The organism is Arcticibacter sp. MXS-1, assembly GCF_041902385.1.
Taxonomy (GTDB): Bacteria; Bacteroidota; Bacteroidia; order Sphingobacteriales; family Sphingobacteriaceae; genus Arcticibacter.
This window is the reverse complement of sequence record NZ_CP169244.1, coordinates 1,838,829-1,863,990: the sequence shown is the minus strand read 5'-3', so window position 1 is coordinate 1,863,990 and position 25,162 is coordinate 1,838,829. Positions and strand designations below refer to the sequence as shown.

Here is a 25,162-nt window from a genome sequence, read left to right as displayed (position 1 = left end):
TGAACTACTACAATAAGATGCTGAAAAGAAGAGGCTGACTCGCTTATGAGGCGACCTCTTCTTTAATAAGAGAAAAACCTACTGTTCAGGACATCAAAATCTTTGGCAAATTTCATGTCGTCCAATTCATCGCTTAGGCTTCTGACAGCTCCACCTCTGACCTTGTGGCAATGCCCGCAAGAACATCGCATGAAAGAGCGATTCTCTAAAACCTCATATCCAAAAGAGGCCCGAGCTCTGTTGCAAGTTGTGCAGCCGATTTAAAGTGAACAGACCTGATGCCGACTTTTCTCGCCGCTTCAACGTTTCTCAAACTATCATCGATGAAAACTGATTCCTCAGCCAGCAAGCTATATCGGGAAAGCAATAATTCATAGAATTCCGGTGCGGGTTTTTTCAGTTTTTCGTCGCCGGAGACAAGAATACCGTCGAACCAGCTTAGAAAATCATATCGCTGCACAGCTATAGGAAATGTTTCAGCCGACCAATTGGTTAAAGCATAGACACCAAACCTTCCGCTGTCTTTTATCTGCTTAAACAGCTCGACAGTTCCCCCGATCGGGCCTTTAAGCATTTCTTCCCACCGGTCGTAATAAGCTCTTATGTACTCCTGCTGTTCGGGGAACTCCTTAATCAGGGTCTCCGTCGCTTCTGCAAGGGATCTGCCTCCATCCTGCTCTTCATTCCAGGCAGGCGTGCAAACACGTTCCAGAAAAAGGTCTATATCCTCTTCCTGCCTAAATATCTTCCGATAAAGATAGCGGGGGTTCCAGTCAATGAGAACACCTCCTAAATCGAATATAACTGCTTTTATCATTCCTCAATTTTAGACAGACGCTAATATACCAGCGTGTGTTGATACTAAATCACAAAAATTCAGTAGTACCGGGGTTATTGCTGGTCTTAAACATTCCCGAAGCTATACGGCGTGCCCCCAACATTCAGAAGAACGAGGCAGCCAAGGCCCGCTGTCTGGCTTCGGCTTCCGGGCAAGACGCTAGCTTCCGTAGTTTCACAATCATTGTCGATCGGCGTGCCAGCCTTCTCCTGTTCGACGAAAGCCCGCCTCTACTTCATTAAAAACTCCTTAAACGACTTAAAATCAGCATCCAGTTCCACAGCCTGTTTGGGTTTACCCTGAAGGAGGCTGACCTGATCTGGGATCTGTATGCTTGCCGCCATTGTCTCCTCGTAAACGTCGGGAAACTTGCAGGGATGCGCTGTTGACAGAAAGACAGCTGTACTGTCGTAATCTCCGCTTCTTTCCCTGTAGTCGGCAATAGCACGCCATGCAATGGCGGTATGCGGGCAAACAACGTAGTTATACTGATCAAAGACTGTATTAACCGCCTCTCTGGTTTGTTCGTCAGTATAGCTTGCCGCAGTTACAACTTTCTTCAAAGCTTCCGGATCATCAGCAAATAGGTTCATAATACGAACCCAGTTGCTCGGATTCCCTACATCCATCGCATTGGAAAGGGTAGCTACTGAAGGCTTGGGTTCGAATAAGCCCGACTTAAAGAACTGGGGCACTGTGTCGTTTGTATTTGTGGCGGCAATAAACTGTTTAACTGGCAGCCCCATCTTCCAGGCGAGCAGGCCGGCTCCGATATTGCCGAAGTTCCCGCTTGGAACTGAAAAAACAACATCTTCTTTCCCTTCTCTTTTCAGTTGAGCGTAGGCATTGAAATAATAGAATGTCTGAGGAATAAGCCGTGCAATGTTAATCGAGTTTGCTGAGGTAAGACGAAAACGCTCATTCAATTCCTTGTCAACAAATGCCTGCTTCACGAGAGCCTGACAGTCGTCAAACGTTCCATTTATCTCCAGAGCCCTGATATTTCCGCCGTTAGTTGTGAGTTGCAGTTCCTGAATCGGGCTTACCTTTCCTTTCGGATACAGGATGGTCACCTGCGTATTCGGAACTCCCAGAAAACCTAAGGCCACCGCGCCTCCTGTATCTCCCGAAGTAGCTACAAGCACGTTTAAAGTCTTTTCGCCCTCCTGCATAAAATAGCCCATGACCCGGCTCATGAACCTCGCTCCAAAGTCTTTAAAGGCGAGCGACGGCCCGTGGAAAAGTTCGAGCACATAGGTACTTTCGTCGAGCTTTACAACAGGGGCTGGAAAATTGATCGCTTCTTCCACAATTGCCTTCAGGTCTTCGTGGGGGATAGCGCCCTGCAACAGATCGCCTGCAACTTTAAAGGCAATATCCTTGAGGGAAAAAGTTTCCAGGCGATCAATAAACTCCCGATCAGGCTCTGGAATACTGATGGGCATATAAAGGCCTTTGTCCTGCGGCATACTGTTAAACACCGCCTCCTTGAAATCAACCGTGACACCAGGATTATTTGTACTATGAAGTTTCAATTTCTTATTCTTTTAAGTGTGAGATGTATGAATTTAAGAACAGTTATAACACTTTTGGGCCTTCCCCATTTATGGCCGAAACATAACCGAGGCTTCCTATTTTCATGCCCGAGAGATGAGCCTGAAGCATTTCAACAATATGATGTGCTGCCGCTTCATCTTTGGCAAATGAAAACACAGAAGGGCCCGACCCGGAGATCCCGAAGGTGATGGCGCCCGCTTTCAGCGCCGTCTCTCTCAGCTTTTCAAAATCCGGGATCAGAATTGATCTTACAGGCTCAACCAGGACATCCTTCATACTCCTCGCCATCAGTTCAATGTCTTTCATGAAGAGGCCAGTCACCAGTCCCGCTACATTTCCCCACTGCACCACAGCATCCTTCAGCAACACCTTACTGCGTATCATCCTGCGTGCGTCGCGCGTGGGCACGTCCACCTCAGGAAATACAATTGCACAGTAGAGCGATTCGGGATAGGGAAGTTTAATAATGTCGAGGGGATCGTAGCTCCTGATAAGCACAAAGCCGCCTAAGAGTGCAGGAGCTACGTTATCCGCGTGCCCTGACCCGCAAGCGAGTTCTTCCCCTTTCATGGCGAAGGGCACCAGTTCCTGCCGGCTCAATGGTGAGTTAAGAAGAGTATTGATAGCAAAGAGTCCGGCAACGGTACTGGCCGAGCTGGACCCAAGCCCGCTTCCTATAGGCATTTTCTTATGCAGTTCTATTTCTACACCCACATCCTCACGTCCGATATGACGGAGGTAGTGCTGAACGCTGGCACTCACTGTATTTTTTTCAGCATCAAGGGGAAGTCGTCCTTCATCGCCCGTTATTTTCTTAATGGAAACTCCCGGCGTTTCCTTTCGCCGCATAATCACTTCATCGCCCGGTGCATTTACAGCAAAACCGAGCACATCAAATCCACAAACGACATTGGCCACTGTGGCCGGAGCAAAAACTTGTATTGATTCTTTCATACTGTTACTCTATCCTCCTGAAGACAGTGTCTTTCATTTACTTTGTCCTCCTAAAGGAGCTTGAGTGTGATATTAGATTTTAAGATTTATCTGTTAACTACCGACGTTTACAATATCTGCGAATACACCCGCGGCGGTCACTTCTGCCCCGGCCCCCGGCCCTTTCACGACCAGCGGACGCTCTTTATATCTTTCGGTCGTAAACGAGATGATATTGTCGCTTCCTGACAGCATAAAGAAAGGATGAGAGTCGTCAACCATTTCCAGGGCGATCGAAACATTGCCATTTTCGAGCTTACCAATGTACCGGAGCACCTTCCCGCTGTCGCCTGCCTGCTTTTTCAGCGACTCAAAGTACTCATTGTTTGCGAGGAGCTGAACATAAAAGTCTTCTACTGATTCAGCGTCGAGACAAGACTGAGGCAGCATACTTTCAATCTTCACATCCTCCGGCTCAAGTGCATACCCTGCGTCTCTCGCAAGGATCAACATCTTCCGCATAAAGTCGGTCCCACGGAGGTCGTCGCGCGGGTCAGGCTCGGTATAACCCTTTTCCTGTGCAAGTTTCACGATATCGTGAAATGAAGTTTCCCCTTGAAATTATTAAAAATAAAAGATATAGTTCCCGAAAGGATGGCCTCAATCCTTAGCACACGGTCTCCACTCATCATCAGGTCCTGCAGCGTCCGAATGATGGGTAAGCCGGCACCGACATTCGTCTCGTAGTAGAAATCGACTCCATGCTTTCTCGCAAGGTCCTTAAATTTCCTGTACTGTTGGTAGGAGGATGAATTCCCGATCTTATTGCAGGTTACGACAGAAATATTCGAACGGAATACATCAGCATAGCGATCAATAGGCACGCGGCTGGCCGTATTATCTACAAATACAGCATTAGGAAGATTCATTTCCTGCATTCGGGCAATAAATGTATCAAGGTCGGCCACCTCATCAGACTGCTCAAGGGTGTCCTCCCAGGAATTGAGAGCGAGTCCTCCTTGGTCAAAGACCATCTTCCGGGTATTGCTGATCCCAATCACCTTCACAAGAATGCCATTCTGCCTCTGTAAAAAGTCGCTATGCTCCTGCAGTTGCCTGAACAAGGTTTTGCCAATATTGCCGGTTCCGAGGCAAAACACATTCAGGGTCTTTTTCAGATCGGTGTAGAAGGCGTCGTGAACGGCATTAAGCGCTTTCGCGAGATCCACGCGTGAAATAATGACGGAGATATTGTATTCGGACGAGCCCTGAGCAATGGCACGTACATTGACCCCATTTCTGCCAAGAGCATGAAAAAGAGTCCCGGAAATGCCAGGAGTCTTCCTCATATTCTCTCCCACGATAGCCAGAATAGAGAGACCGTCTTCAATTTCCGGAGCCTCGATCTTCTTCGCTTCCAGCTCCAGCTCAAACTCCTGCTCTATGAGGAGCTTCGCTTTCAGGGCGTCGGCCGGATTTACCGCGAAAGTGATACTGTGTTCCGAAGAGGACTGAGTAATCAGAATAACGTTAATCTGCTCCCGCGCCAGCAGGGAGAATAAGCGGCCGCTGAAACCTGCCTTTCCGACCATCCCGCTGCCTTCAAGGTTTAATATACTGATCTCATTGATGGAAGAGATCCCTTTTACGCTGTGCTCGCTTTCGCGGCTCTCATGGCTGATCACGGTGCCCGGAAACGAGGGCTCGAAGGTATTGCGGATAACAATAGGAATCTTCTTCATAAAGGCCGGGATCATCGTAGGAGGATAGATCACCTTCGCACCAAAATAAGAAAGCTCCATTGCCTCCGTATAGGATAGCTCCTTCAAAGGAAATGCTTTCTTCACCATTCTCGGATCAGCCGTCATCATGCCATTTACGTCAGTCCAGATTTCAATTTCAGAAGCATTAAGAGCTGCACCAAAGATAGCAGCGGTATAGTCGCTCCCGCCTCTGCCCAACGTGGTAGTACGACCTTCGTCGTTACTGGCAATAAAGCCCGTCACGAAGATTAGCTGGCCTTTGTGGCGCTCATAAAAGTCGCGTATCAGAAGATCCGTCACTTCAACCTGTACCTTTGCCTGGCCAAAGCTGCTGTCCGTCTTGATCAGGTCAGAAGCATTCACGTACACTGCAGTCCCCATATGCTGCTCGGCAATCTTACTAACCAGGAAGGTAGAACAGCGCTCTCCATAACTAAGGACAAGATCATGAGTTCTGGGGGTAATTTCGCGAAGGCTTGATATTCCTTGCAGAATATCTTCCAGTTCGTTAAAGAGGATCTTCAGCCTGGTAAACACCGGATTTTGCTGATGAACATCGAGGAGGGATTTGATCACGTCGAAGTGCCTGCTCTCTAATTCTGTTACATATGCAGCGAAATCTTCGCCTGCTGCAGCGCGGTGAGCCATTGTAGACAGAAGATTTGTGACGCCTCCCATTGCAGACAATACCACAACCAGATTTTCTCCCTGCGAGGACTCCGCTTTCAGGATTTCAATTAAGGTGCTGATACTTTGAACCGAGCCAACAGAAGTACCACCAAATTTTAAGACTTTCATTACAATAATTTGTTTTTTAATGGCAATGAAGCTATCATGTGCGGCGAGTTTCTATTCATTTCTCTTTTGTGGAACGCGCATGATGGTTTCATCAGTTAAGTGTTAAAAAAAAGCGCCTTCCCTTTTCAGGAGGAAGGCGCTTGTATGGTTTTTTATGCTTTAGATTATGCCATATACGATCTTCCTCCTGAGTATTCTGTCCCGGTGGTAATAATCGTAATAATAATGGTATAAACTTTCTTTATCATTGTTTCCGTTTCTAAATATAAGAAGTCGACAATCAATATTGCAAACAATTGAACACTTTTTTTGCAAAAGTTAAAAAAAAGCAATGGAGATACACAAGTTCAAAAACTCTGAACCCTTCACGACTGCTGTTGTTTTACTACCTTTACACTCGCGATGAAAGGATTGGTCATTAAATCAACGGGGAGCTGGTATCAGGTCAGGACAATGGACGGAACCGTTGTGGATTGCCGCATTAAGGGAAAGTTCCGTACGAAAGATATAAAAACCACAAATCCTGTTGCAGTAGGAGATCACGTGGAGATCGAGATGGAGAGCGCGCAGGACACAGCGGTAATTACAAAACTTGAAGAACGGAAAAATTATATTATCCGAAAATCAGTGAATCTTTCAAAGCAGGCCCAGATCATCGCAGCCAATCTGGATCAGGCCCTGCTCGTTGTCACCCTAGCCTCTCCCCGGACGTCTCTGGGGTTTATCGACCGGTTTCTGGTCACTGCTGAAGCTTACGACATCCCAGCCGCTCTCATTTTCAACAAGCTGGACTTGTTCAGTGAAGAAGGTCTGGAGATTTTGGCAGCCTATGAAGACATCTATACAGGCATAGGATATCCCTGCTATCACGTGTCGGCCCTGGAAGGAATGAACCTAGACCAGGTCCGGAGCTTGCTGCACGACAAGGTCACGCTATTTTCAGGGCATTCAGGCGTGGGAAAATCTACCCTTATCAACCAGCTTATTCCGGGTATAGAACTAAAAACGGGGGAGATATCTGAGTGGAGCGATAAAGGGCAACATACTACGACCTTCGCAGAAATGCATATCCTGCCGGAAGGGGGCTATTTGGTCGACACTCCTGGGATCCGCGAGCTCGGCATCATCGACATAGAACAGCAGGAATTGGGTCACTTCTTCCCCGAGATACGCGAGCGAATGAACAGCTGCCGTTTTAATAACTGCCGTCACATCAATGAACCTGGCTGTGCAGTGCTTTCAGCTGTTGAAGATGGAGAAATAGAACCGAGCCGCTACGACAGCTATCTCAGCATTTACCATGGTAATGACACCAGAAGCTAAGAAAGACAACCAGCTAGCTTAGACCTATCCCAATACGCCTCATCACTTCCAGACAAGCACGACTATTATGATAGGGGCACTTCCAAATCCCCGCTTTATCCTCCTGTTCCATTACATGCCCATGTTCATCTATTCCCCAAAACCACTCGCCATTTTTCTTATCCAGAATACAACGCTTTACAAACTCCCAGGCAGCCAGAGAATCTCTCAAGAAGCTAACATCGGCGCTGATCTGCCAGGCATTGAAGAAACCCACCATCGCCTCTGCTTGCGCCCACCAGTGTTTCTCTCTCACCATGTGGCCAGTACAAGGCTCAAGCTCATAGAACATGCCCCCGTTTTGATCCAAACCTTCCCGGGAAGCTGTTGCCATATCCAAAGAAATCTGCTTAAAATCAGCAACTTGTTCCGCATTCCCAATTACTTCAGCTGCCTCAAGTAAAAGCCAGGCCGCTTCAATGTCGTGGCCAAAGGATATCGTGCGCGACTTTGGGTTCCATTGTTCATCCTGAAATAAAATCAGGTGGTGAGCAGCACCATCGATAATGTATTCACGAAAGTTTCGGAGTAACTGAAGGATCTGCCTGTTCAGCTCCTCATCCGGCCAGATCCTGAAGAGGTTAGTATATGCCTCCAGAACATGAAGATGCGTATTCATGCTCTTCTTCTCATTTGCATCCTTTTCACTCAGCCTCAGATCTGCGATATCCTTCCAGTCGCGGGTAAAAGCCTCGAAGTATCCGCCTTCCACCTCGTCAAAGGCATGGCGAACCAAATCGCGATAAAGACCGATCGCGACCAACTTCACCTCGTCCAAAGCCGAAATCTTGTAATATTCGGCTAATGCATAGATCACAAAGGCGATGGCATAAACCTGCTTCTTTGTGTCGAGCGGCTGTCCCGTATAATCAAGCGTCCAGTAAACACCGCCAAACTCTTCGTCGAGGAACCGGTCTTTCAGATATCGCCAGGCACGGTTGGCATACGAGAGGTACTCCTCCTTACCAGCAATGGGATAAGCAGCCGAAAATGACCACAGAATACGAGCGTGCATGACCGCCCCCTTGGGAGCATGAGCGTCAGGGACATTATCATTATTGATACGGCCGATGAACCCTCCATTCTCTTTGTCAGGGGTAAATGCCATCCAATAGTCGAGAATATTTGCAAGCTCTTCCTCAAGCTCCTCCCTGTAGCCACCCAGATTAAAACCCGTTTCCATACTATTTGTCGATAATGGCTGACTGATACCACTTCCCCTGCATCAACTGCTTGTTGCTGTCGATAATTTTGCAAACTGTTTCTACTGATGAAGATGAGCGAAAACCATCTTCCGGGGTATGCAAAACGTAATCTACGAGTTTATCTACCGTACTTGTTGCAACATGCATCCTGGTGTCAGAAGATGCATAATAGATATAAACGGTGCCATCATCGTCGGCTATCCAGCCATTACTAAATACCACATTTGATACATCTCCCACACGCTCTTCTCCCTCGGGAGCAAGGAAATACCCACCCGGTTTGTGGGTCACTTTTGTCAGGTCGTGAAGGTCTGTCATAAACATATAAAGTACATATCTTAGCCCGGCTGCAGTGTTGCGCACCCCGTGAGCAAGGTGCAACCAGCCTTGTCTGGTTTTGATAGGAGCCGGACCAGCACCGTTCTTTGCCTCGTAAACCGTATGATAAGCTTTATTATCAATGATAACTTCCGAATCAATCACAGGATTCTCGATAGTTTGAGATAATCCGAAGCCTATTCCTCCGCCTGTACCCGCTTCAATGAAACCATCCTGAGGACGGGTGTAAAACGCATACTTGCCGTCGACAAATTCCGGATGCAGAACGACATTCCTTTGCTGAGGCGAAGGGGTCATCAGGTCCGGCAGACGTTCCCATTGGTCCAGATCTCTCGTTCGGGCTATTCCACACGCTGCTACCGCCATAGACTGGTCATGAGGCGGGGCAGACGGATCCTTTCTTTCTGTACAAAACAGTCCGTAGATCCATCCATCCTCATGTCGGGTAAGCCTGATGTCATACACATTTACATCGGGATCGTCTGTTTGTGGCATTCTCACCGGATACTCCCTGAACTTGAAATTATCTACCCCGTTAGGGCTTTCAGCTACAGCAAAGAAAGACTTACGATCAGCTCCCTCTACCCGCGCCATCAGAACGTACTTGTCGTCCAGCTTAATTGCACCTGCATTGAAGGCCGCATTAATTCCAAAACGTTCCATCAGATAGGGATTCGTTTCTGGATTCAGGTCGTAACGCCACATCAGAGGGACGTGGCCTGCGGTAAGGACAGGGTGTACGTATCTATAAAAGATGCCATTCCCCAGCTCAGCTTTACGGTTAGGCCTCATCAATAGCTCACTGTGCAGACTTTCCAGTTTTTCTAATCTTTGTTCAAACTCGTTCATCTTATATTATTCTTAGTGTCTCAGCTCCTGTTTTAAAAGACTTATGTGATTTGTGATTGTCTAACCTGCTCTCTTCTTTGCAGGATATGACCGCCAACCTGAAAAACAAAAGAAAATAGTTTAATTGGTTTAGCTTCATAGGGGTAAAAATAGATACCCTTTTATGCCGTTACTAATACTTTTTTAACCGATTCAAATATTAATTATGGCCATATAGAAAAACAACCCCCACTAAAAGCTTTTTGAATTGCCGTTTTTTATTAAATTTACATCTGTATTCTTTTATCTCTCGACAGAGCATATAAACCTAAAACAATGAAAACAGCAATAAAAGAAATCACACCTTTAACGCAGAGCGACTGTTACACATTATTTTCACGCGTCAAAAAAGACTTCAATTTCCCGCTGCATTATCATGACGAGTTCGAGCTAAACCTTATTCTGAACGCCAAAGGCGCTAAGAGGGTGATCGGCGACCATATTGACGTCATCGATGACGTCGAGCTTGTTCTCGTCGGATCGAACCTCCAACACGCCTGGTTCACTCACGAATGCACCAGTCAGGAGATCACAGAAGTAACAATTCAATGGCATAAAGACCTGTTTGACGATAAGTTCCTCAAACGTAACCAGCTAAGCTTTATCCGAAAGATGTTTGAGCGATCCAAAAAGGGCATATCCTTTCCGAGGGAAACGATCCAATCTGTTTGCGATCGAATCAGGACCCTCAATCACATGAACGGCTTTCACGGTGTAATGGAACTTATGAGTATTCTTTATGACTTGTCTATATCCCGCAACATCCGTACTCTTTCTGACTCCTCATTCAACAGCGATCAGCAGTATAATTACAACAGCCGCCGTCTCGAAAAAGCATTCGACTACATGAACAGCAACTACGACAAAGAGATCAACCTGAAGGACATAGCAAAACTTGTTAACATGACAGAAGTCTCGTTCAGCCGTTTCATAAAGAAGCGGACAGGAAATACCTTCATAGACAGCTTAAACGAGATACGATTAGGTCATGCCTCGCGCATGCTCATTGACACGACTCACTCTATTTCAGAAGTATCCTATAACTGCGGGTTCAACAACATCTCCAACTTCAACAGATTATTCAAGAAGAAAAAGAACTGCACGCCAAGGGAATTCAGAGAAAATTTTGCAGGGACCCGGATATTCGTTTAAGCCAGTTCTTTTACACTCCGTCTTTGCTCCCTCAGTTCACCGGAGATCTTATCCATCTTTGACTCGCTAAGGGGATAGAATACAATAAAGAACACCGACAGCGCAGTCCCGACTGCCGGTAAGAAACTTAGCATCAGCCTGATGCCCTCCTGCGCCGCATCGCTTTGAGCAGTGTTAGCCTGAAACCCGTAGTAGCCCAGCAGCCAGCCCGTTGCTGCCCCTCCGATTGTCCACCCGAACTTTTGAGACATAGACGAGGAGGAGAAGATGAGTCCCGTTGCCCTGCGGCCATTCTTCCATTCGGAGAAGTCGGCAATATCAGCGTACATTGACCAGAGCAGAGGAAAGATGCTTCCCGCACATATACTGATTAAAACCTGAAAAAGCATGATCAGCATAATGTGCCTGCTGTCAAAGAAATAAAAGGCAACGCTCAAAGCTGTTGCGATGACCATCACTCCCGCAAATGTCTTTTTCTTTCCAACTTTATTAGATAAAGGAGTAGCAAGAATAACGCCTATAATATTAGCTGCCTGTCCCAGCACGAGGTAAATGGTTGTGAGCGAAAAGCCTGATCCCATCCAGCCCCCCGCTTCGTTCTGCCCGGAAGCAATGTAGTATTTGAAATAGAAAGCGGCTCCCCCATCCCGGATAGAGTTAAAGACCAAAGCAGAGATGCCCGCGCCCAGCAGGATCCACCAGGGGCGGTTCTTCAAAAGATCCTTCACATCTTCGCGCAGATTGCTTTGCACATTGGCAGCCGGCTCTACACGTTCGCGCGTCCAGGAGAAACACAGCCAGAAGAAGAACACAGCAATACAGGCGAGCACCACAATAGACAGAAGCCAGGCTCTGCTTGGATCAGACTCAATTCCAAAAAAGTGCAGCAGAGGCTCTATCAGCCCGAGTGCGAGCAAGCTCCCCGCAAATGCAAAGACCATCCGGTAAGACGAGAGGGCCGTTCGCTCTGACCCTTTGTCAGACATCACCCCCAAAAGGGAAGCATACGGAACATTGATAAGCGAATAGATCATCATCATCAGGGAGTAAGTCACATAGGCATAGACCAGCTTCCCTCCCTCCGAAAAAGAAGGAGTTGCAAATGTGAACACCGCAATCACGCCAAATGGAACGGCGACCCATAGCAAGTAGGGCCTGAACTTACCGTACTTGGACCGGGTACGGTCAGCAATGATCCCAACTACCGGGTCAAAGCAGGAATCCCATATGCGGGTGATCAGGAACATCGTTCCTGCAGCAGCGGCAGAGATCCCGAAAACGTCTGTATAAAAGATGAGCAGATACATGCTGAACATCTTCCAGAACATAGATGATGCAGCATCACCAAGACCATAACCAACTTTTTCCTTAAATCTAATTTTGTCGTATTCCATCGAAAGTTTCGGTAAGGGCAAAAACCCAGGTTTATAATTCAGTGTACTATTTTAATTGAAGAGCCGCTGCAATTGCTTTCTCTGCAAGCGGCTGCATCACAGCATATCCCGCTTTGTTGGGATGAACCCCGTCGTAGGTAAGCTCCGGATAGAGTTTCCCATGAAGATCACCCGCTTCTCTCCAGCCGCCGGAGCTTTGAGGTTACGGTTGGGCTCCGCATACCGGCCCAGGTATGCCCAGTCATTGTGAAGGCGATACTCCTCCTCTGCTTGTCGCTTCTTCGCCTCTTCCGCCTTGCGGCGAGAATCACGCTGCTGTCCGAAGGCAATAGCCCCCAATAAGAGCAGCAATACCGTTAGTTTAATTCTCATTAGTTCTTTTATTCAGCATTTCACCAGCCTTTTATTTTTCGGACGAAGCCCGTCAGCTCTGCGGCTATTTCCTGGTGCTCACGCAAATCGGGATGATCTCCGCAGCCCTTATGATAGCGTCTTGAAAAGAAATAGCTGTACACCTGCCGGTCTCCGCTTTTGGCCAGCACTTGCACTATGGCTGTCAAATACTTCTTTTGCGACGCGGCCAGCTTTTCGTCGGCCATTGGGCTCGTCAAACAGACCAATGTAGCCCCGGGATAGTATTTTCGCAAGCTTTGTATAAATGATACATACCGGGAACAAAAAAGCGCAGAATCGAGGATACCGTCATTCTGTCCAAGGCAGACCGTCAGCACATCCGGCTGATACTTCCTAAAGTCCCAGGAAATCACATTATCACGCATGTTGACCTTGTCAAAAACGTAGGGCATCACCATTTTCAGATCGCAGCAGCTCTTTACCAGACCGATCCCGGAGTACGACGAAAGGTGCCACTGCGACTTAAGAGCTCTTGCCGTTAACGGCCCATAAGCCATCCAGGCATTATGCTGATCATACCATTCTCCCTGACCGCAGCGAACCAATGAGGTATCGCTTCCGGTACCGCAGGTGATTGAGTTGCCAACAAACTCGATCTTGCGGACCGGCTTTGCAGGAAGCTGCCAGAGCCCCTGGCAGTAGATCCCGGCGAACTCCAGGTATCCAATATTTGCTTCCGTGCCTTTACAAACAAGAAGCCTGTGCTTTTTGCCCGGAAGATTTTCGGCTACCTTTATCCTGTTCACTTTACCATCCAACTTCATCCTCTTAGTCTCGCCTCCGTCAATCACCACAATGATATAGTTATGGAACTTTCCGTAAAGTTCCTCGTCATGCAGCACAATTTCGCAGTATGGGCCAGTAAAACCCACTTCTATATAGACACCTGGCGCCCAGGCGCGGGGCAGCCGCGGATTTGTAAAATCAAAACGGCCGGTGTACCGGATAAGATGATCGGCAGGCGAAAAAAAACGGTTAGACACATTCTCAGCTCTCATAAACGAGACGCAGAGCAAAACCCACGTAAGCAGCAGAATAACCTTTCGAACAAATAACTTTCCTGGCATTTCTAATAATTCAATTTTTAAGTGAGGGCATTTCATCCAAAGTAATGACATAGTCTGACTGCATGACCTTCTTCCAGAGCAACAGACTATTATGCTCGCTTTTCCTGACAAAGTCGCCATACCAGGGCATGAACCACGACCAGGCAGCTTTGTCCGCCAGAAGGTTATCGGGGTCTGGCATGGAACCGCACTCGCTGATGGCAAGCATCTTCATCTCTCCATACAGCTTGTTAAGAGCAGCAAATTCTGTATGCTGTGAACTGTGGTCCCCCTGTTTGTAAATGTCCCTGCCCACGATATCGACATATTCATCGCCCGGATACCAGCTCTCGTCGTTTGGCTCTCTGGTCCACACCCATATCAGGTTTTTTAAACCGTGATATACTACAAGCCTTTCAAACATAAGGCGGTACAACTTCTTACAAGGTGCCGGACCTTTTGCACCCCACCAGAACCAGCCGCCAGCGGCCTCGTGGAGTGGCCGCCATATTACAGGCACCTTCTGCTGCTGCAGCTCTTTAAACAAGGAAGCTATGTAATCTATATCGCTGATAATTGCCTTGTACTCTGCCGAAGATGGATCATCGACCTTTGAGACATCGAAGTCAGTGTCTTTTGTGTAGAAGCCTTCCGTCTTACGGGAAGGATCCCGCCAGTGCCAGCAAAACACAGGTATTCCGTTCCTTTCCCAGTAAGCTTTGGCATCCCTAATTGGTTGCTTGTCATTATACCAGCGGTAATTCCTGTTACTGTGCATAAAATCGAGACCTACAATAGCTGGCTCTTTGCCAGTATTCTCCTTTAGCCAGGCGGTCTCGTCAAAGCTCGAAAGGGTCATAACTCCTGAAATGATCTTTTTCCCGTAATTCCTGAGAAGAAACGCGTATAACTTCTGCGCTTCAGCAGTAGCGCCAGCGGTAACCAGCTTTTCGTTCAATCGAGAACCGGTGCCTTCCTCGACAGGCTTTTTCACAATCGCTGTTCCAGGCTCGTCTGGCTGGCTGTGCTTACAGGAATACAGAAAAACAGGCAAACAGATGCAGACGCAACATATCACATATCTTCGGCGGGTCATCCTTCTTCTTTATTTATACAACTTTAGCGCGCGAGCTTCCTTCTGGAAAAGGGTTTCTGGCAACCGGTAGTACCTAACAAAATCCTTCTCTGAGACCTGCCCTTTATAAGGCACGAAATACTCCATCTCGTTATCGGGCTTCACACCGGCATTCCTCCAAAACAGGACATAAGCAAAATTTCGTCCCTTTAGGGAAGGCGCCACCGTACCGGTCCACCAGTTCGCTTCAGGGATCTGTGAGAAGCCCATTTCTGCCACAGCTGCAACCTTATTCTTTCGCTGAGCAAGCTGCTCCACAAGAGCCAGATCGCCTTTCAAAGAGGTCGCGAAATCAGCCTGGGGATTTTTGAACTGGTAAGTATCGAAACTGAGGATGTCGACCACGTCATCCCCCGGATACCTTTCAAGGAAGGCCTCATCTGACTGCAATCCTCCCGAAGTATTATAGACATACAAAAGATGATGGATCCCCTTTATCCGTTGCAGGTAGTCCACCGTAAAGCGGAACAACGTTTTATACTCCTCCGGCGTAGTGGTCTTGGCTCCCCACCAGAACCATCCTCCCGTCAGCTCGTGAAAAGGGCGGAACAGAACTGGAATATACTCTCCCTTGTCTCCCTTCAGGCTCAGAAGGAAAGTCGCCACCCGGTCGAGCTGCTTTCTATAAACGTCATGATACGGAGCTCCCGGCAAAATGGAAGCGACAGTACCCGGCTCAACGTCCCAGGCCGACTTGCCATTCTTTGGATTAATACCGTGCCAGCTAAGCGTAATCACTCCTCCTTGCTTGTACCCCTGGCGGATAAACTCGCGCATCTTATCGAACGCCACGCCGTCGAGGTTTCTGGCAGAGCCCTGTTCAAGATGGCCCAATTCCCATCCATATACCGCTGGGTAATCACCCGTTACGTCCTTTACATCACTTCTTCCCTTCTCATATTTCCATTGCACGCCATAAGCCAGCGCATCCTGATGGCCAATGAGATACCGTCCGCTACCAGAAAGTTTTTTCAGATTCCGGTAAAGGTTAACCGTTTCACGAGTGGCCTTCTCGTCGCAAGGACGGTCCGCTTGCGTCTGGCCAGTAACTTTCAAAAAAGGCACGCTGAGCATCAGCCCGAGAAATAGAAATAGTTTGTCTTTTAAAGTCATTTTGTTCACGCTTAATTTCCCCTTCGGCTTTACTTCCTCGTTAACCTGAGCATCAGGATATCATGCGGCGGCACTTTGGCCTTCAGCCTTTTTGAGGTAGTACCTAAAGAGGTACCTGTCCAGAGGTCCTTCACGCCATATTCCGAGCCAGCCATCTGAAGCTCAGCGTCAGACAGATCGTCTTTCACCACTTCTTTTTTCCAGTCGAAATCGACGGTCCGGGTTTGCTTGCTGCGGTTCAAAAAGCAGACCGCCCAGTCGCCGCCTTTTAAAGGCTTAAACCACGTTTCTACACTGTCTTTTACCGCAAACTTAAAGCCCTGGACGCCCAGTGAGTCCTGGTTTATGCGGATCACTTCCTTATTTGTGAGCACCGCTACCGTCTCTTTGGTCATGCTTCTGAGGTCGTTGCCAGCAATCAAAGGTGCCGCGATCATCGCCCACATCGAGAAGTGTGCCCGGTCTTCACCGGGAGTCAACCGGCCGTTGCCCACCTCCAGCATGTCCGGATCATTCCAGTGACCAGGCCCCGCATACTTACGAAGGCCGTCCTGCTTGTCCAGAATCTGCATTACCCCCCATGATTTCCACGTTCCATGGTCCTCTATACAATCGAAACAATTAAAAATATCGCCTGTAGTCCGCCAGAGATGTCCTACGGTTTGCCCCCACTCCCAGGGTTTATCATTTCCCCACTCGCAGATACTGAGCACGATGGGGCGACCGGCCTTTTTAAGCGCTGCTGCCATGGTCTTATAAGCACCTTCAGCCTTGAGTCCTTCTGTATTGCACCAGTCGTACTTCAGGTAGTCGACACCCCACTTGGCGTAGGTCAGGGCATCCTGAAACTCGTAGCCCCTGCTGCCCGGCCTCCCTCCGCAGGTCATGGATCCCGCATCGGAATAGATTCCAAGCTTCAAGCCCTTCGAATGGATATAGTCAGCAAGAGCCTTCATCCCTGAAGGAAAACGTTTTAAATCAGGGTGGATGCAACCAAGGCTGTCACGCTCGCCGTGCCAGCAATCGTCGATATTAATGTAGGTGTAGCCTGCATCGCGCATCCCGGAAGAAACCATCGCATCCGCTATTTCACGGATCAGCTTTTCATCGACATTACAGGCAAACTTGTTCCAGCTATTCCAGCCCATGGGAGGCGTAAGGGCCAGCCCCTGGAACTTCGTGTAATCCTGAACATAGTTATTCCCTTGCGTGAACCCCGCCAGAGAATATAATAAGAACAAAGAGAGTAACAGACATTTGATTCTAAGCATGTGCGTATCGTTATTTAGCTATCAATGATTACAAAAATGCGGTCCGGGCTCTTACTCATATTTGAAAGCCGCCTTCAGTCCGCCCACGGTCACGGTGAAGTCCCCAGGTTCGGTCACTCTTTCCAGTCCCGCATTAATGAAGGAGAGCTTTTCTCTATCGATGGTAAAGGATACCGTTTTCTTTTCCCCCGGCTGCAGCTCCACCTTTTCGAATCCGCGGAGACGTTTCACTTCCGGTGTAATCGAAGCAACCTCATCGCTTACAAAGAGCAGCACAGATTCCTTTCCTCCTACTTTTCCGACATTGGCCACGTCTACCGATACGGTTATGGTGCCATCAGAACTTAATTTAGAAGAACTGAGCTTCAGGTTGGAATAGCTAAAATTTGTATAGCTGAGGCCGAAGCCAAATTCCCATTGCGGGTTGTACCCTGCAGCTTCATCAAACTTCAAAGTCTCAGTGTATTTGTGGTAGTAAGGAAGCAGGCTGTTGGTATGTCGAGGGTAAGTATAAGGCAGTTTGCCCGAAGGATTGATCTTCCCTGCCAGCACGTCGGCCACTACATTTCCCCCTTCATTCCCAAGCAAATAGGTATGAAGCACAGCTGTACTAAGTGGCTCTATAGAAGAGATTACGCGGGGGCGACCCTCAGTCAGGACAAATATGATCGGTTTGCCTGTTGCAGCGAGCGCCTTTGCCAGGTCAATCTGGGGATCAGAAATCCGGAGATCTTCAATATTGCCGGGTGTTTCGGTATAGCTCGTTTCGCCTATACACAAGACGATCACATCTGCCTGTGCTGCTTTAGCCACGACATCCTGCAAGTCAATCGGTTTCTCAAAGTCTACCCCAGGGGCATAGTCGACGTGGTCTGCTCCAAACACATTGCGAACGGCTTCCAGAATCGTATTTTTACCCTTTTCAGTCTCATCACTTGTGTCTCCCTGCCATATGCGAGCCCAGCCTCCGTTCAATGAACGCATAGAATTCGCGGAAGGACCGGTTACAAGTATCCTCTTGCCCTTCGCCAACGGCAATACATTATTCGTATTTTTGAGTAAAGTAATGCATTCGGAAGCCAGATCATAGTTCAGACGATTATGTTCCTGGCCATTGAACAACGGATAGTCCTTCGCCCGTCCTGAAGGTGATTCAAACAGCCCCACTTCATATTTTACCTTCAGTATCCTTCGTACCGCATCGTCGATCCTCTGCACAGGCACTTTTCCTTCTTTAACCAGCGCGATCAGATCTTCGGTAAAGGTAAAATCGGTGGGCACCATGCTCATGTCAATCCCTGCGTTAACAGCCATAGCCACCGCTTCCTTATTATCTTTCGCCACCCGGTGACGCTGATAGAGATACTGAATATCCTGCCAGTCGCTTACCACAAAACCTTTAAACTGCAGTTCACCTTTTAGGATATCAGTTAAAATATGCTTACTGGCGTGAACCGGAGTACCGTTTATTTCAGCGCTGTTCACCATCACCGTTTTGGCACCAGCTTTTACAGCCTCGGCAAATTGAGGGAGGAAGTACTCGCGCAGCTCCCTTTCCGGTATCCAGGCAGGCGTCCTGTCGTGTCCGCTCAGGGGCATACTATAGCCCATATAATGCTTCAGACAGGCTGCTACATGATATTTGTCTATCACCTCGCCCTTTCCGTGGTAACCCTCTATTGCAGACTTACCCATTTCGGCAATCAGATAAGGGTCTTCCCCGTAGGTCTCCCATATACGCGGCCATACCGGCTGACGGCCCAGGTCGAGCACCGGACTAAAGTTCCAGGGGATAAAGGAAGCCCTTGTTTCATAAGCTGCCACTTCTGCTGCTTTCTTTGCCATTTCCCTGTTAAAGGAAGCGGCCTGCGCAATCTGCTGAGGGAACATGACCGCGTCAAGCGTATAATTGTTTCCCCTGATGGCGTCTATCCCATACAGGACAGGAATTTTCAGACGGTCTTGCAAGGCGAGCTTTTGAATAGTCTCAATCCTCTTCCGCCATACCTCGAGAGTCTGCGCATTACCGCCGACGTTGAGAATAGACCCAACCTTATACTTTTTTATAGCCTCTTCCAGCTTCGGCATATCGAATTCGTGCGGTTCATTTAGCTTTCCACCCGTGGTTTTGAGAAAAGCTTCAACGCTGATCTGGGTCATTTGTCCAACTTTCTCCTCCGGGGTCATTTTGGAAAGAAGAGCGTCTACTTTCTGGTCGATGGCTGAGGCCGAGGACGTTTGTGCACCGGCAGTCAGCGTAGCTGTAGAAATCATAATCGATAACAGTGTTTTCTTCATTAGAGTGTTTGCTTTTTAATAGCCAGCTTCATCCGTTCCTGGTATTTTCCAATACGTCCGCATGGTGCCGGCCTTATTCCAAGTAATCTTAACTGTGCGCTTTCGTTGCTATTAAGCAGCTATGCGTATGGCTCTTTCTTGTTGTCTGGTTAGTGTTTATTTTTTCCGAAGGAGCTGACACCCGGCCCCTTCAGATAAGACCGCACCAGGTTCCAGGTACTTGTATCACTATCAAAAACGGAGTTCAGGCCCTGTTCTTCCTGAGGGGGATCCCCCATCAGGTCATCACCTTCCTTCCAGAACAGCTGACCCTCTTTAGGCCTTGCTGTTCCACCAAAGGTCCAGAAGTTGCAGCCAGCCACCCTTCCGTTCTGCTCGCGGCTTTCCTTCCAGATGTCGAAGATCGCTTTATACACCTGGTCACGGCAAGTTGTAGCAGACGAAGGACTAAACGAATGGCCATCCCGGGGCAGGCCGAACTCTTCCACAACCAAAGGCTTATTCAGTTGCAGCGCGATCTTCTCATGGATCCCGATATAATCCTGCGTCCTGGAGATCACCTGAGACAAGCTTTCTGCAATGCTCGTATCTTTGAACCAGCCCCAGTTCTTTGGCCAGATATGCAAGGTCAGATAGTCAACTTCCCCAGGAGCGTGAATCTCTCTAAAAAGGTCCGCTGATTCATCCGTTCCCATTATTCCTTCAGTCCCCAGCGTGATCAGATGGTTCTTATCCAGCTTCCTGATCAGTTTGGTAACCGACACGATCCATTGCTTATAGGCAGGCACCGCAGTCGTTCGCATGGGCCGCGGCTCGTTCGCCAGCTCCCAGGCCATAATGGCAGGATCTTCAGTATACTTCTTTCCTGTATATTTGTTTACTCGGCTCAGAACATGACGAAGTTGCCTCTCATAGTCCGCTTTGCAGGCTCCGCACGAATAAAACTTGCTCGTGTTATCCCGCAGGTCATCCCAGTTCATTTTGCTCTGCATCGTTGAGTCGCTGATTACCTTGTTCCAGTTGAGATACTGCAAGAATCCACCACTCCACTCCCAGTTATTGCTAAGGAACAAAACGGCATACATCTTTCTTTTTCCCATCTCCGCAAGGAGAAAGTCAAGGCCTTCCAGTATAGCATCATTAAACTCTCCCTGGTCAGGCTGCAATGCCGGCTTTACGCGTTCAACCCCGTTCACCAGTCCCCGCCCTTCAGCGCCGACAAGAACACGAAGATTATTCACGCCCTGCTCTTTCATAAAATCGAGCTCTTTGCGGAGCCGGGCCTTCCCGCGGCCTTCACTCTTCTCAAGTGCGAGCAAACCTCCATACCAGTAATTGGTACCGATGTAGTAATAGGGCTTGTTGTTGATCTGAAAGGCTCCGCCCTTAACCTTTACAAACGCGCTTTGAGCGGAAGAGGACAATGAACACATGAGAACCAGGAACAGAGTTGTGAAAAATCGTTGCATTAAAAAGAGCTTGTTTAGTTAATTGAATATGATAACATTATCTCAGGCCTACATGATCGATGTAAACAGTCCCCGACCAGCCGGTATCCTGGAAAGTCAGATCAGTCATACTTGCCGCCATCCCCACATTCGCCTTCGGGATTCTGTACTCCACCCATTTACCTGCCTCTACTGTAACGTCGTAAGCCGACCCTCCACTGGGAATAACCTTAATAACCTTACCATCCGATCCCTCACCTCCGTATATAGAAAAGGTTAGCTCCGAATAGCCCGTTGTTGAGACAGAAAAATTCGCAAATTTCAAGGCGCCCCAGCTTCCTTGGTACTTCACCTGAATGGCGGCGTCGCCCTCTCGAACGCGCTCCGTATTGTCGAAAACAACATCAGCGCTCCATCCCCAGTTCTGCGCGCCGTTCTCCAGCTTATCGGCAAAAAGGGCATAGCCAAGCGGAGCAAGATCAGGCAGATCGCCGACAAACAATAAAGCTACAGGAGACTCGACTTTTATTCCCGAGTAAGAAACTACTGTCACTTTCCCCTTGCTGGCCGTGTCAGGTATGGATACTACGATCCGGTCTTTGCTCTTACTCACAAAAGATCCAACTGGCCCTGTGCCCTTAAACAAAACTTCTTTCACCAGATCAAGATTATCGCCGGTTATGATAAGTTGCTTCCCTTTCTCAGCAGGGTTGGGGGCAATGGCACCGACCGTAGGCACAGCCAGGGTAAGAGCTGCCTCCGTTTCAAAGGAAACAGCTTCGGTCCCCCCTGTCGACAAAATCAGTTTACCCGTCTTTGCGGACAGCGGCACTTTCACTATGAGCTCCGTCATCGAACGGCTCACAAAATCCTTCACAATCGTGTCGCCGGCAAATTCCACAGCAGATATCCAGTTTACATATTCACCTTTAATCGAGATCTGATCTCCCGGACGCGCAGCAGCCGTAACAGAAGTCACCTTCACCGGCACGTCGAAGTCAATCAGGCCTTTAGATGTGATATCGCCACCAGGCGTTTTTAATACAATCCTGCCTCTTTCTGCCGCCTGCGGTACCGACAGTACAATTCGTTCAGGTGTCTGCTCCTTAAAATCGCCCTGCCCTACGCTGGCCCCTACAAAATCAATCGCAGTCACCTTATCCAGATTATGGCCGAGAATAATCACCTCCTCGCCGTGCTTCACTCCCGCCGGACCGAAGCTCAGCAGCTCTACAGCGCCGGAGTTGGTATCATCGTCCTTCTTACAGGATCCGAAGAGAACCATCATAAGCCCTAAAACTGTTAGGAGATATTTATATGTCGTTTTCATACAATTTCTTTTATAAAATTATTTCTTAATCGTTTTAGGGACTATCCGGAAGTTGTCGAAGGCAATGTCGGCGTCAAGATCACCGCCTCCATGGAAGAGTATGCGGGCGTAATATCCGGCCGGACTCAAGGTCAGAGCCGTCTTATAGCTCGCTGCTACTTCCTCAAAAGGAATCACGATGGTCTGCCATTCTCCCTTTGTATCAATAGGCGGCTGCCAGATATACGCGTCGTTATTGAAGTCTTTTGCCAGGCCTGCGTTGATCTTAATAGCATTACTGCTATAAGGCTTTACCGTATTCACCTCAAATTTTAGATTAAAATCGCGAGGTTTCAGGATCGCCTCATCTGGGATGTTCTTACTAATAGTCCCCATTGCGTCAGGAGGCCCCCCGCAACTTCAATCCACGACCAGGAACCAATGAACTGCTTAACCCGGATATAGTTCCCGTTGATGGCAGGCGGATCACCCGCACCGGGCCTCTTTACTACAAAACTCTCGTTCCACCAGCCGGTATACGGATCGCTGCTAATGAAGATATTACGGTTATCTCTGAACCAAAAATCAGACTTATTAGTTCCGAAGTTCGTCGTGATAGTGATCTGACCCGGCTGGGCTCCTTCCGGGACCAGAACCTCTAACCTGTCATCCTTTACCGACAGCACCTCAGCCTCTGCGCCTCCGTTGAAAGCCACTTTAACAGGTTTGTAAAAATAGTTACCCCGAATAATGGCGGTCCCTCCGGCCGGGACATACTCACAAGCCATACCGCTGATCTGCGGCTTATTTATTTCAGTCCTAAAATCGTGCTCCAGTACAAAGCCATTGGCAAAGATGAGCCTCATCTTATTCGTGATATCCTCGGGTACCTGACTTGGCACGGCTACAAGGACTGTCTTGTTGGTGACATACGTAGGGGTGAGGACACTTTCTTTATCATTAAAGAAGACTTGTCTTACATTCTGCAGATTATCTCCTACTATCGCGACAAGCTGCCCCTGTCCAGCACCAACGAGCAGGGAGTCGGCAGACTCGGGCTTTGTAACACGTACATAGTTAATAACCGGGTTGCCGTCTCCGTCAGAATCGTCTTTGGAACAGGAAGAGAGAAAGGCAGGGATCCACACGGTCAGGAGAAGGATCACAATTGCTTGGTATATCTTTTTCATAACTTGAAAATTGCGAGAATTACTTACTAATAATCTACAGGAGCCTTCTTTAGGTTAGGTGCCTGACTAAGTTCAGTATTTGGAATCGGCAACTGGAAATTACCGCTATTGGCGTTAATTTTCCTGTCGGCCGTTGCCCATGACGTCTTATTGATCGTCCATTGCGTGGGATCAGGCATCTGATCAGGCTTCACATAAAAAAGCCCTCTGTCCTGACTGTTCAAAATCTCATAAGCCTTGGTTGGATTGTAGTAATGCAGGCTTACCAGATCATACCAGGCCATACTTTCCATGGCGAACTCTACTATCCGCTCTCGGAAGATCACATCAAAGGTCAGCGGTTTATCGAACGTAGCCAACCCGGCGCGTGTATGTACTTTATTAAAGTATTCCAGTGCCTTTGCGTCAGAGGTTGAACTATTATTGCCAAGGGCCGCTTCAGCATAGATCAGATACATCTCGGCAAGGCGCATCATGTAGGTGTCGTTGTCGTAGTTTTGAGAAGCCGATTTGCCACCCACATCCTTAGCCTTACCGGTTACATATTTTTTAATTGCCACGAAGTTGTTGTCGGATCCGGTAAAGGGATAGATGAGCTTTTGCTCGCCCCCATCTATTCTCTGGGTAATTTCCGGATAATGAGCTCCGGGCAGCATAAAGGTAGCTTTCAGTCGCTGATCGAGCGTTCTTCCCCTAATCACGTTGTCATTTCCTTCCACTGTAAAGCCCTCATACTGTTTTAGCATCCACCAGGTAGCACTCTTATCTCCGCCCCAGCCGTCACCATTCGCGATGTCACTGCTGTAGGCCAGGTAGGCTGGAGTTGAATTTTGCGTGCCCCATGCACCGGGCGAGTATACCCACTGGAGCGAAAACAATGATTCGCTGTTATTATCATAGGGATACAAGAACAACTTAGCGTAATCATTCAATAGGGAGAGACCGCTTTGGCTGATCACCCTTTCAGCATAATATTTTGCACTATCGAGGAACTCCTGCTTCCGACTGACTCCGCTTGCTTCAACACCGGCCCTGGTCAGATAGAACCTGGCGAGCATTCCTTCAGCCGACCACCTGGTTACTCTGCCAGGCCGGATAGGGGTAGACGGGAGGTCTTCCGCTACAGCCCTCATCTCGCTGGTGATGAATTTCCAGACACTCTTTACAGTATTCCTGCTAATAGTGGTATCCGTCAGCTTCTCCACGTTATTGGTAATAACAGGCACATCGCCCCAGTTCATTACCAAATAGCGATAAGCCAAAGCGCGCATAAAACGGGCTTCCGCGATACCATGCTTTTTTATCGGCTCCGACACCTCTGGCCCCGCATACTTCTTAATATTATAAATAGCCAGGTTAGACTGAGCGACAACAACAAAAAACGCACGCCAGGCGGCGCTATTTTCGGCATTGTCGCCTGTAGTATTAAACAGTACATTGCCCCGGTCGTTGTAAGCGGAAAACGCAGTTCCTGCCCTAAAATCCCCCAGGTTATAAGACGCCTTATCGTTGTAGTCAAACCATACCTTGCTGTAAAGCAGACCAGTGGCAGCAAGAATCTGGTCGTCAGTCTTATAAAAGCTGGCATCCACAATGCGGTCGGTAGGCGGCTGGTCAAGAAAATCCTTCTTACAGGCAGAGAAGAGGATTACGGACACTGCCATAAGCACTCTGAAGTCGATATTTATCAGGTTTCTCATTGTTCTGTT

General features: G+C 48.2%; 19 protein-coding genes and 1 pseudogene. 2 read left to right on the top strand and 18 right to left on the bottom strand.

Going from position 1 to position 25,162, the window contains the following annotated elements:
- Positions 1-205 precede the first annotated feature (205 nt).
- From ACES2C_RS08020 to thrA, 4 genes and pseudogenes are all read right to left on the bottom strand, one after another.
- Positions 206-817: an HAD family hydrolase gene (locus ACES2C_RS08020; protein ID WP_374166454.1), complete on the bottom strand. Its 612-nt coding sequence runs from the start codon at positions 815-817 to the stop codon at positions 206-208.
- Between the two features lie 251 nt (positions 818-1,068).
- Positions 1,069-2,373 (bottom strand): threonine synthase, encoded by a 1,305-nt coding sequence (gene thrC / locus ACES2C_RS08015; RefSeq protein WP_374166453.1) that lies wholly within the window; start codon positions 2,371-2,373, stop codon positions 1,069-1,071.
- A 43-nt stretch (positions 2,374-2,416) separates the two neighbouring features.
- Positions 2,417-3,349: a homoserine kinase gene (locus ACES2C_RS08010; protein ID WP_374166452.1), complete on the bottom strand. Its 933-nt coding sequence runs from the start codon at positions 3,347-3,349 to the stop codon at positions 2,417-2,419.
- 93 nt (positions 3,350-3,442) lie between these two features.
- Positions 3,443-5,889, bottom strand: a pseudogene (thrA, locus tag ACES2C_RS08005) (bifunctional aspartate kinase/homoserine dehydrogenase I).
- Between the two features lie 402 nt (positions 5,890-6,291).
- On the opposite strand from thrA, the gene rsgA reads away from it, so the two are divergent.
- Positions 6,292-7,212: a ribosome small subunit-dependent GTPase A gene (gene rsgA, locus ACES2C_RS08000; protein ID WP_374166451.1), complete on the top strand. Its 921-nt coding sequence runs from the start codon at positions 6,292-6,294 to the stop codon at positions 7,210-7,212.
- A gap of 13 nt (positions 7,213-7,225) precedes the next feature.
- Here the strand turns inward: rsgA and ACES2C_RS07995 are convergent, their stop codons facing one another.
- Entirely contained in the window at positions 7,226-8,434 is a 1,209-nt protein-coding gene (locus ACES2C_RS07995; RefSeq protein WP_374166450.1) for an AGE family epimerase/isomerase, read from the bottom strand.
- Between the two features lies 1 nt (position 8,435).
- The gene (locus tag ACES2C_RS07990) at positions 8,436-9,644 is read right to left on the bottom strand and encodes a glycosidase (protein ID WP_374166449.1); all 1,209 of its coding nucleotides are present in this window, start codon (positions 9,642-9,644) and stop codon (positions 8,436-8,438) included.
- 315 nt (positions 9,645-9,959) lie between these two features.
- Here ACES2C_RS07990 and ACES2C_RS07985 point away from each other — a divergent pair, with 315 nt between their 5' ends.
- Positions 9,960-10,835 (top strand): AraC family transcriptional regulator, encoded by an 876-nt coding sequence (locus tag ACES2C_RS07985; protein WP_374166448.1) that lies wholly within the window; start codon positions 9,960-9,962, stop codon positions 10,833-10,835.
- Here the strand turns inward: ACES2C_RS07985 and ACES2C_RS07980 are convergent.
- The 12 genes from ACES2C_RS07980 to ACES2C_RS07925 all read right to left on the bottom strand — a co-directional run bounded on the left by ACES2C_RS07980 (position 10,832) and on the right by ACES2C_RS07925 (position 25,153).
- On the bottom strand, positions 10,832-12,229 hold the full coding sequence (locus ACES2C_RS07980; protein WP_374166447.1) for an MFS transporter: 1,398 nt from the start codon (positions 12,227-12,229) through the stop codon (positions 10,832-10,834). The two genes, ACES2C_RS07985 and ACES2C_RS07980, sit on opposite strands and share 4 nt — an antisense overlap.
- A 96-nt stretch (positions 12,230-12,325) precedes the next feature.
- A complete protein-coding gene (locus ACES2C_RS07975; RefSeq protein ID WP_374166446.1) occupies positions 12,326-12,601 on the bottom strand; it encodes a hypothetical protein in 276 nt (91 codons plus the stop codon).
- Positions 12,602-12,621: 20 nt separating this feature from the next.
- Complete coding sequence (locus ACES2C_RS07970) at positions 12,622-13,641, bottom strand: SGNH/GDSL hydrolase family protein (protein ID WP_374166445.1); 1,020 nt, start codon at positions 13,639-13,641, stop codon at positions 12,622-12,624.
- 79 nt (positions 13,642-13,720) lie between these two features.
- A complete protein-coding gene (locus ACES2C_RS07965) occupies positions 13,721-14,683 on the bottom strand; it encodes a glycosyl hydrolase (RefSeq protein WP_374166444.1) in 963 nt (320 codons plus the stop codon).
- A gap of 111 nt (positions 14,684-14,794) precedes the next feature.
- The gene (locus ACES2C_RS07960; protein ID WP_374166443.1) at positions 14,795-15,937 is read right to left on the bottom strand and encodes a glycoside hydrolase family 26 protein; all 1,143 of its coding nucleotides are present in this window, start codon (positions 15,935-15,937) and stop codon (positions 14,795-14,797) included.
- 29 nt (positions 15,938-15,966) lie between these two features.
- Complete coding sequence (locus tag ACES2C_RS07955; protein WP_374166442.1) at positions 15,967-17,208, bottom strand: glycoside hydrolase family 27 protein; 1,242 nt, start codon at positions 17,206-17,208, stop codon at positions 15,967-15,969.
- 51 nt (positions 17,209-17,259) lie between these two features.
- The gene (locus tag ACES2C_RS07950; RefSeq protein WP_374166441.1) at positions 17,260-19,506 is read right to left on the bottom strand and encodes a glycoside hydrolase family 3 N-terminal domain-containing protein; all 2,247 of its coding nucleotides are present in this window, start codon (positions 19,504-19,506) and stop codon (positions 17,260-17,262) included.
- A gap of 149 nt (positions 19,507-19,655) precedes the next feature.
- Complete coding sequence (locus ACES2C_RS07945; RefSeq protein ID WP_374166440.1) at positions 19,656-20,975, bottom strand: cellulase family glycosylhydrolase; 1,320 nt, start codon at positions 20,973-20,975, stop codon at positions 19,656-19,658.
- Between the two features lie 37 nt (positions 20,976-21,012).
- On the bottom strand, positions 21,013-22,284 hold the full coding sequence (locus ACES2C_RS07940) for a hypothetical protein (RefSeq protein WP_374166439.1): 1,272 nt from the start codon (positions 22,282-22,284) through the stop codon (positions 21,013-21,015).
- 18 nt (positions 22,285-22,302) lie between these two features.
- Complete coding sequence (locus ACES2C_RS07935) at positions 22,303-22,659, bottom strand: glycan-binding surface protein (protein WP_374166438.1); 357 nt, start codon at positions 22,657-22,659, stop codon at positions 22,303-22,305.
- Entirely contained in the window at positions 22,617-23,453 is an 837-nt protein-coding gene (locus ACES2C_RS07930) for a glycan-binding surface protein (protein WP_374166437.1), read from the bottom strand. The genes ACES2C_RS07935 and ACES2C_RS07930 overlap by 43 nt, the downstream gene beginning before the upstream one ends.
- 26 nt (positions 23,454-23,479) lie before the next feature.
- On the bottom strand, positions 23,480-25,153 hold the full coding sequence (locus tag ACES2C_RS07925; RefSeq protein ID WP_374166436.1) for a RagB/SusD family nutrient uptake outer membrane protein: 1,674 nt from the start codon (positions 25,151-25,153) through the stop codon (positions 23,480-23,482).
- Positions 25,154-25,162: the final 9 nt, after the last annotated feature.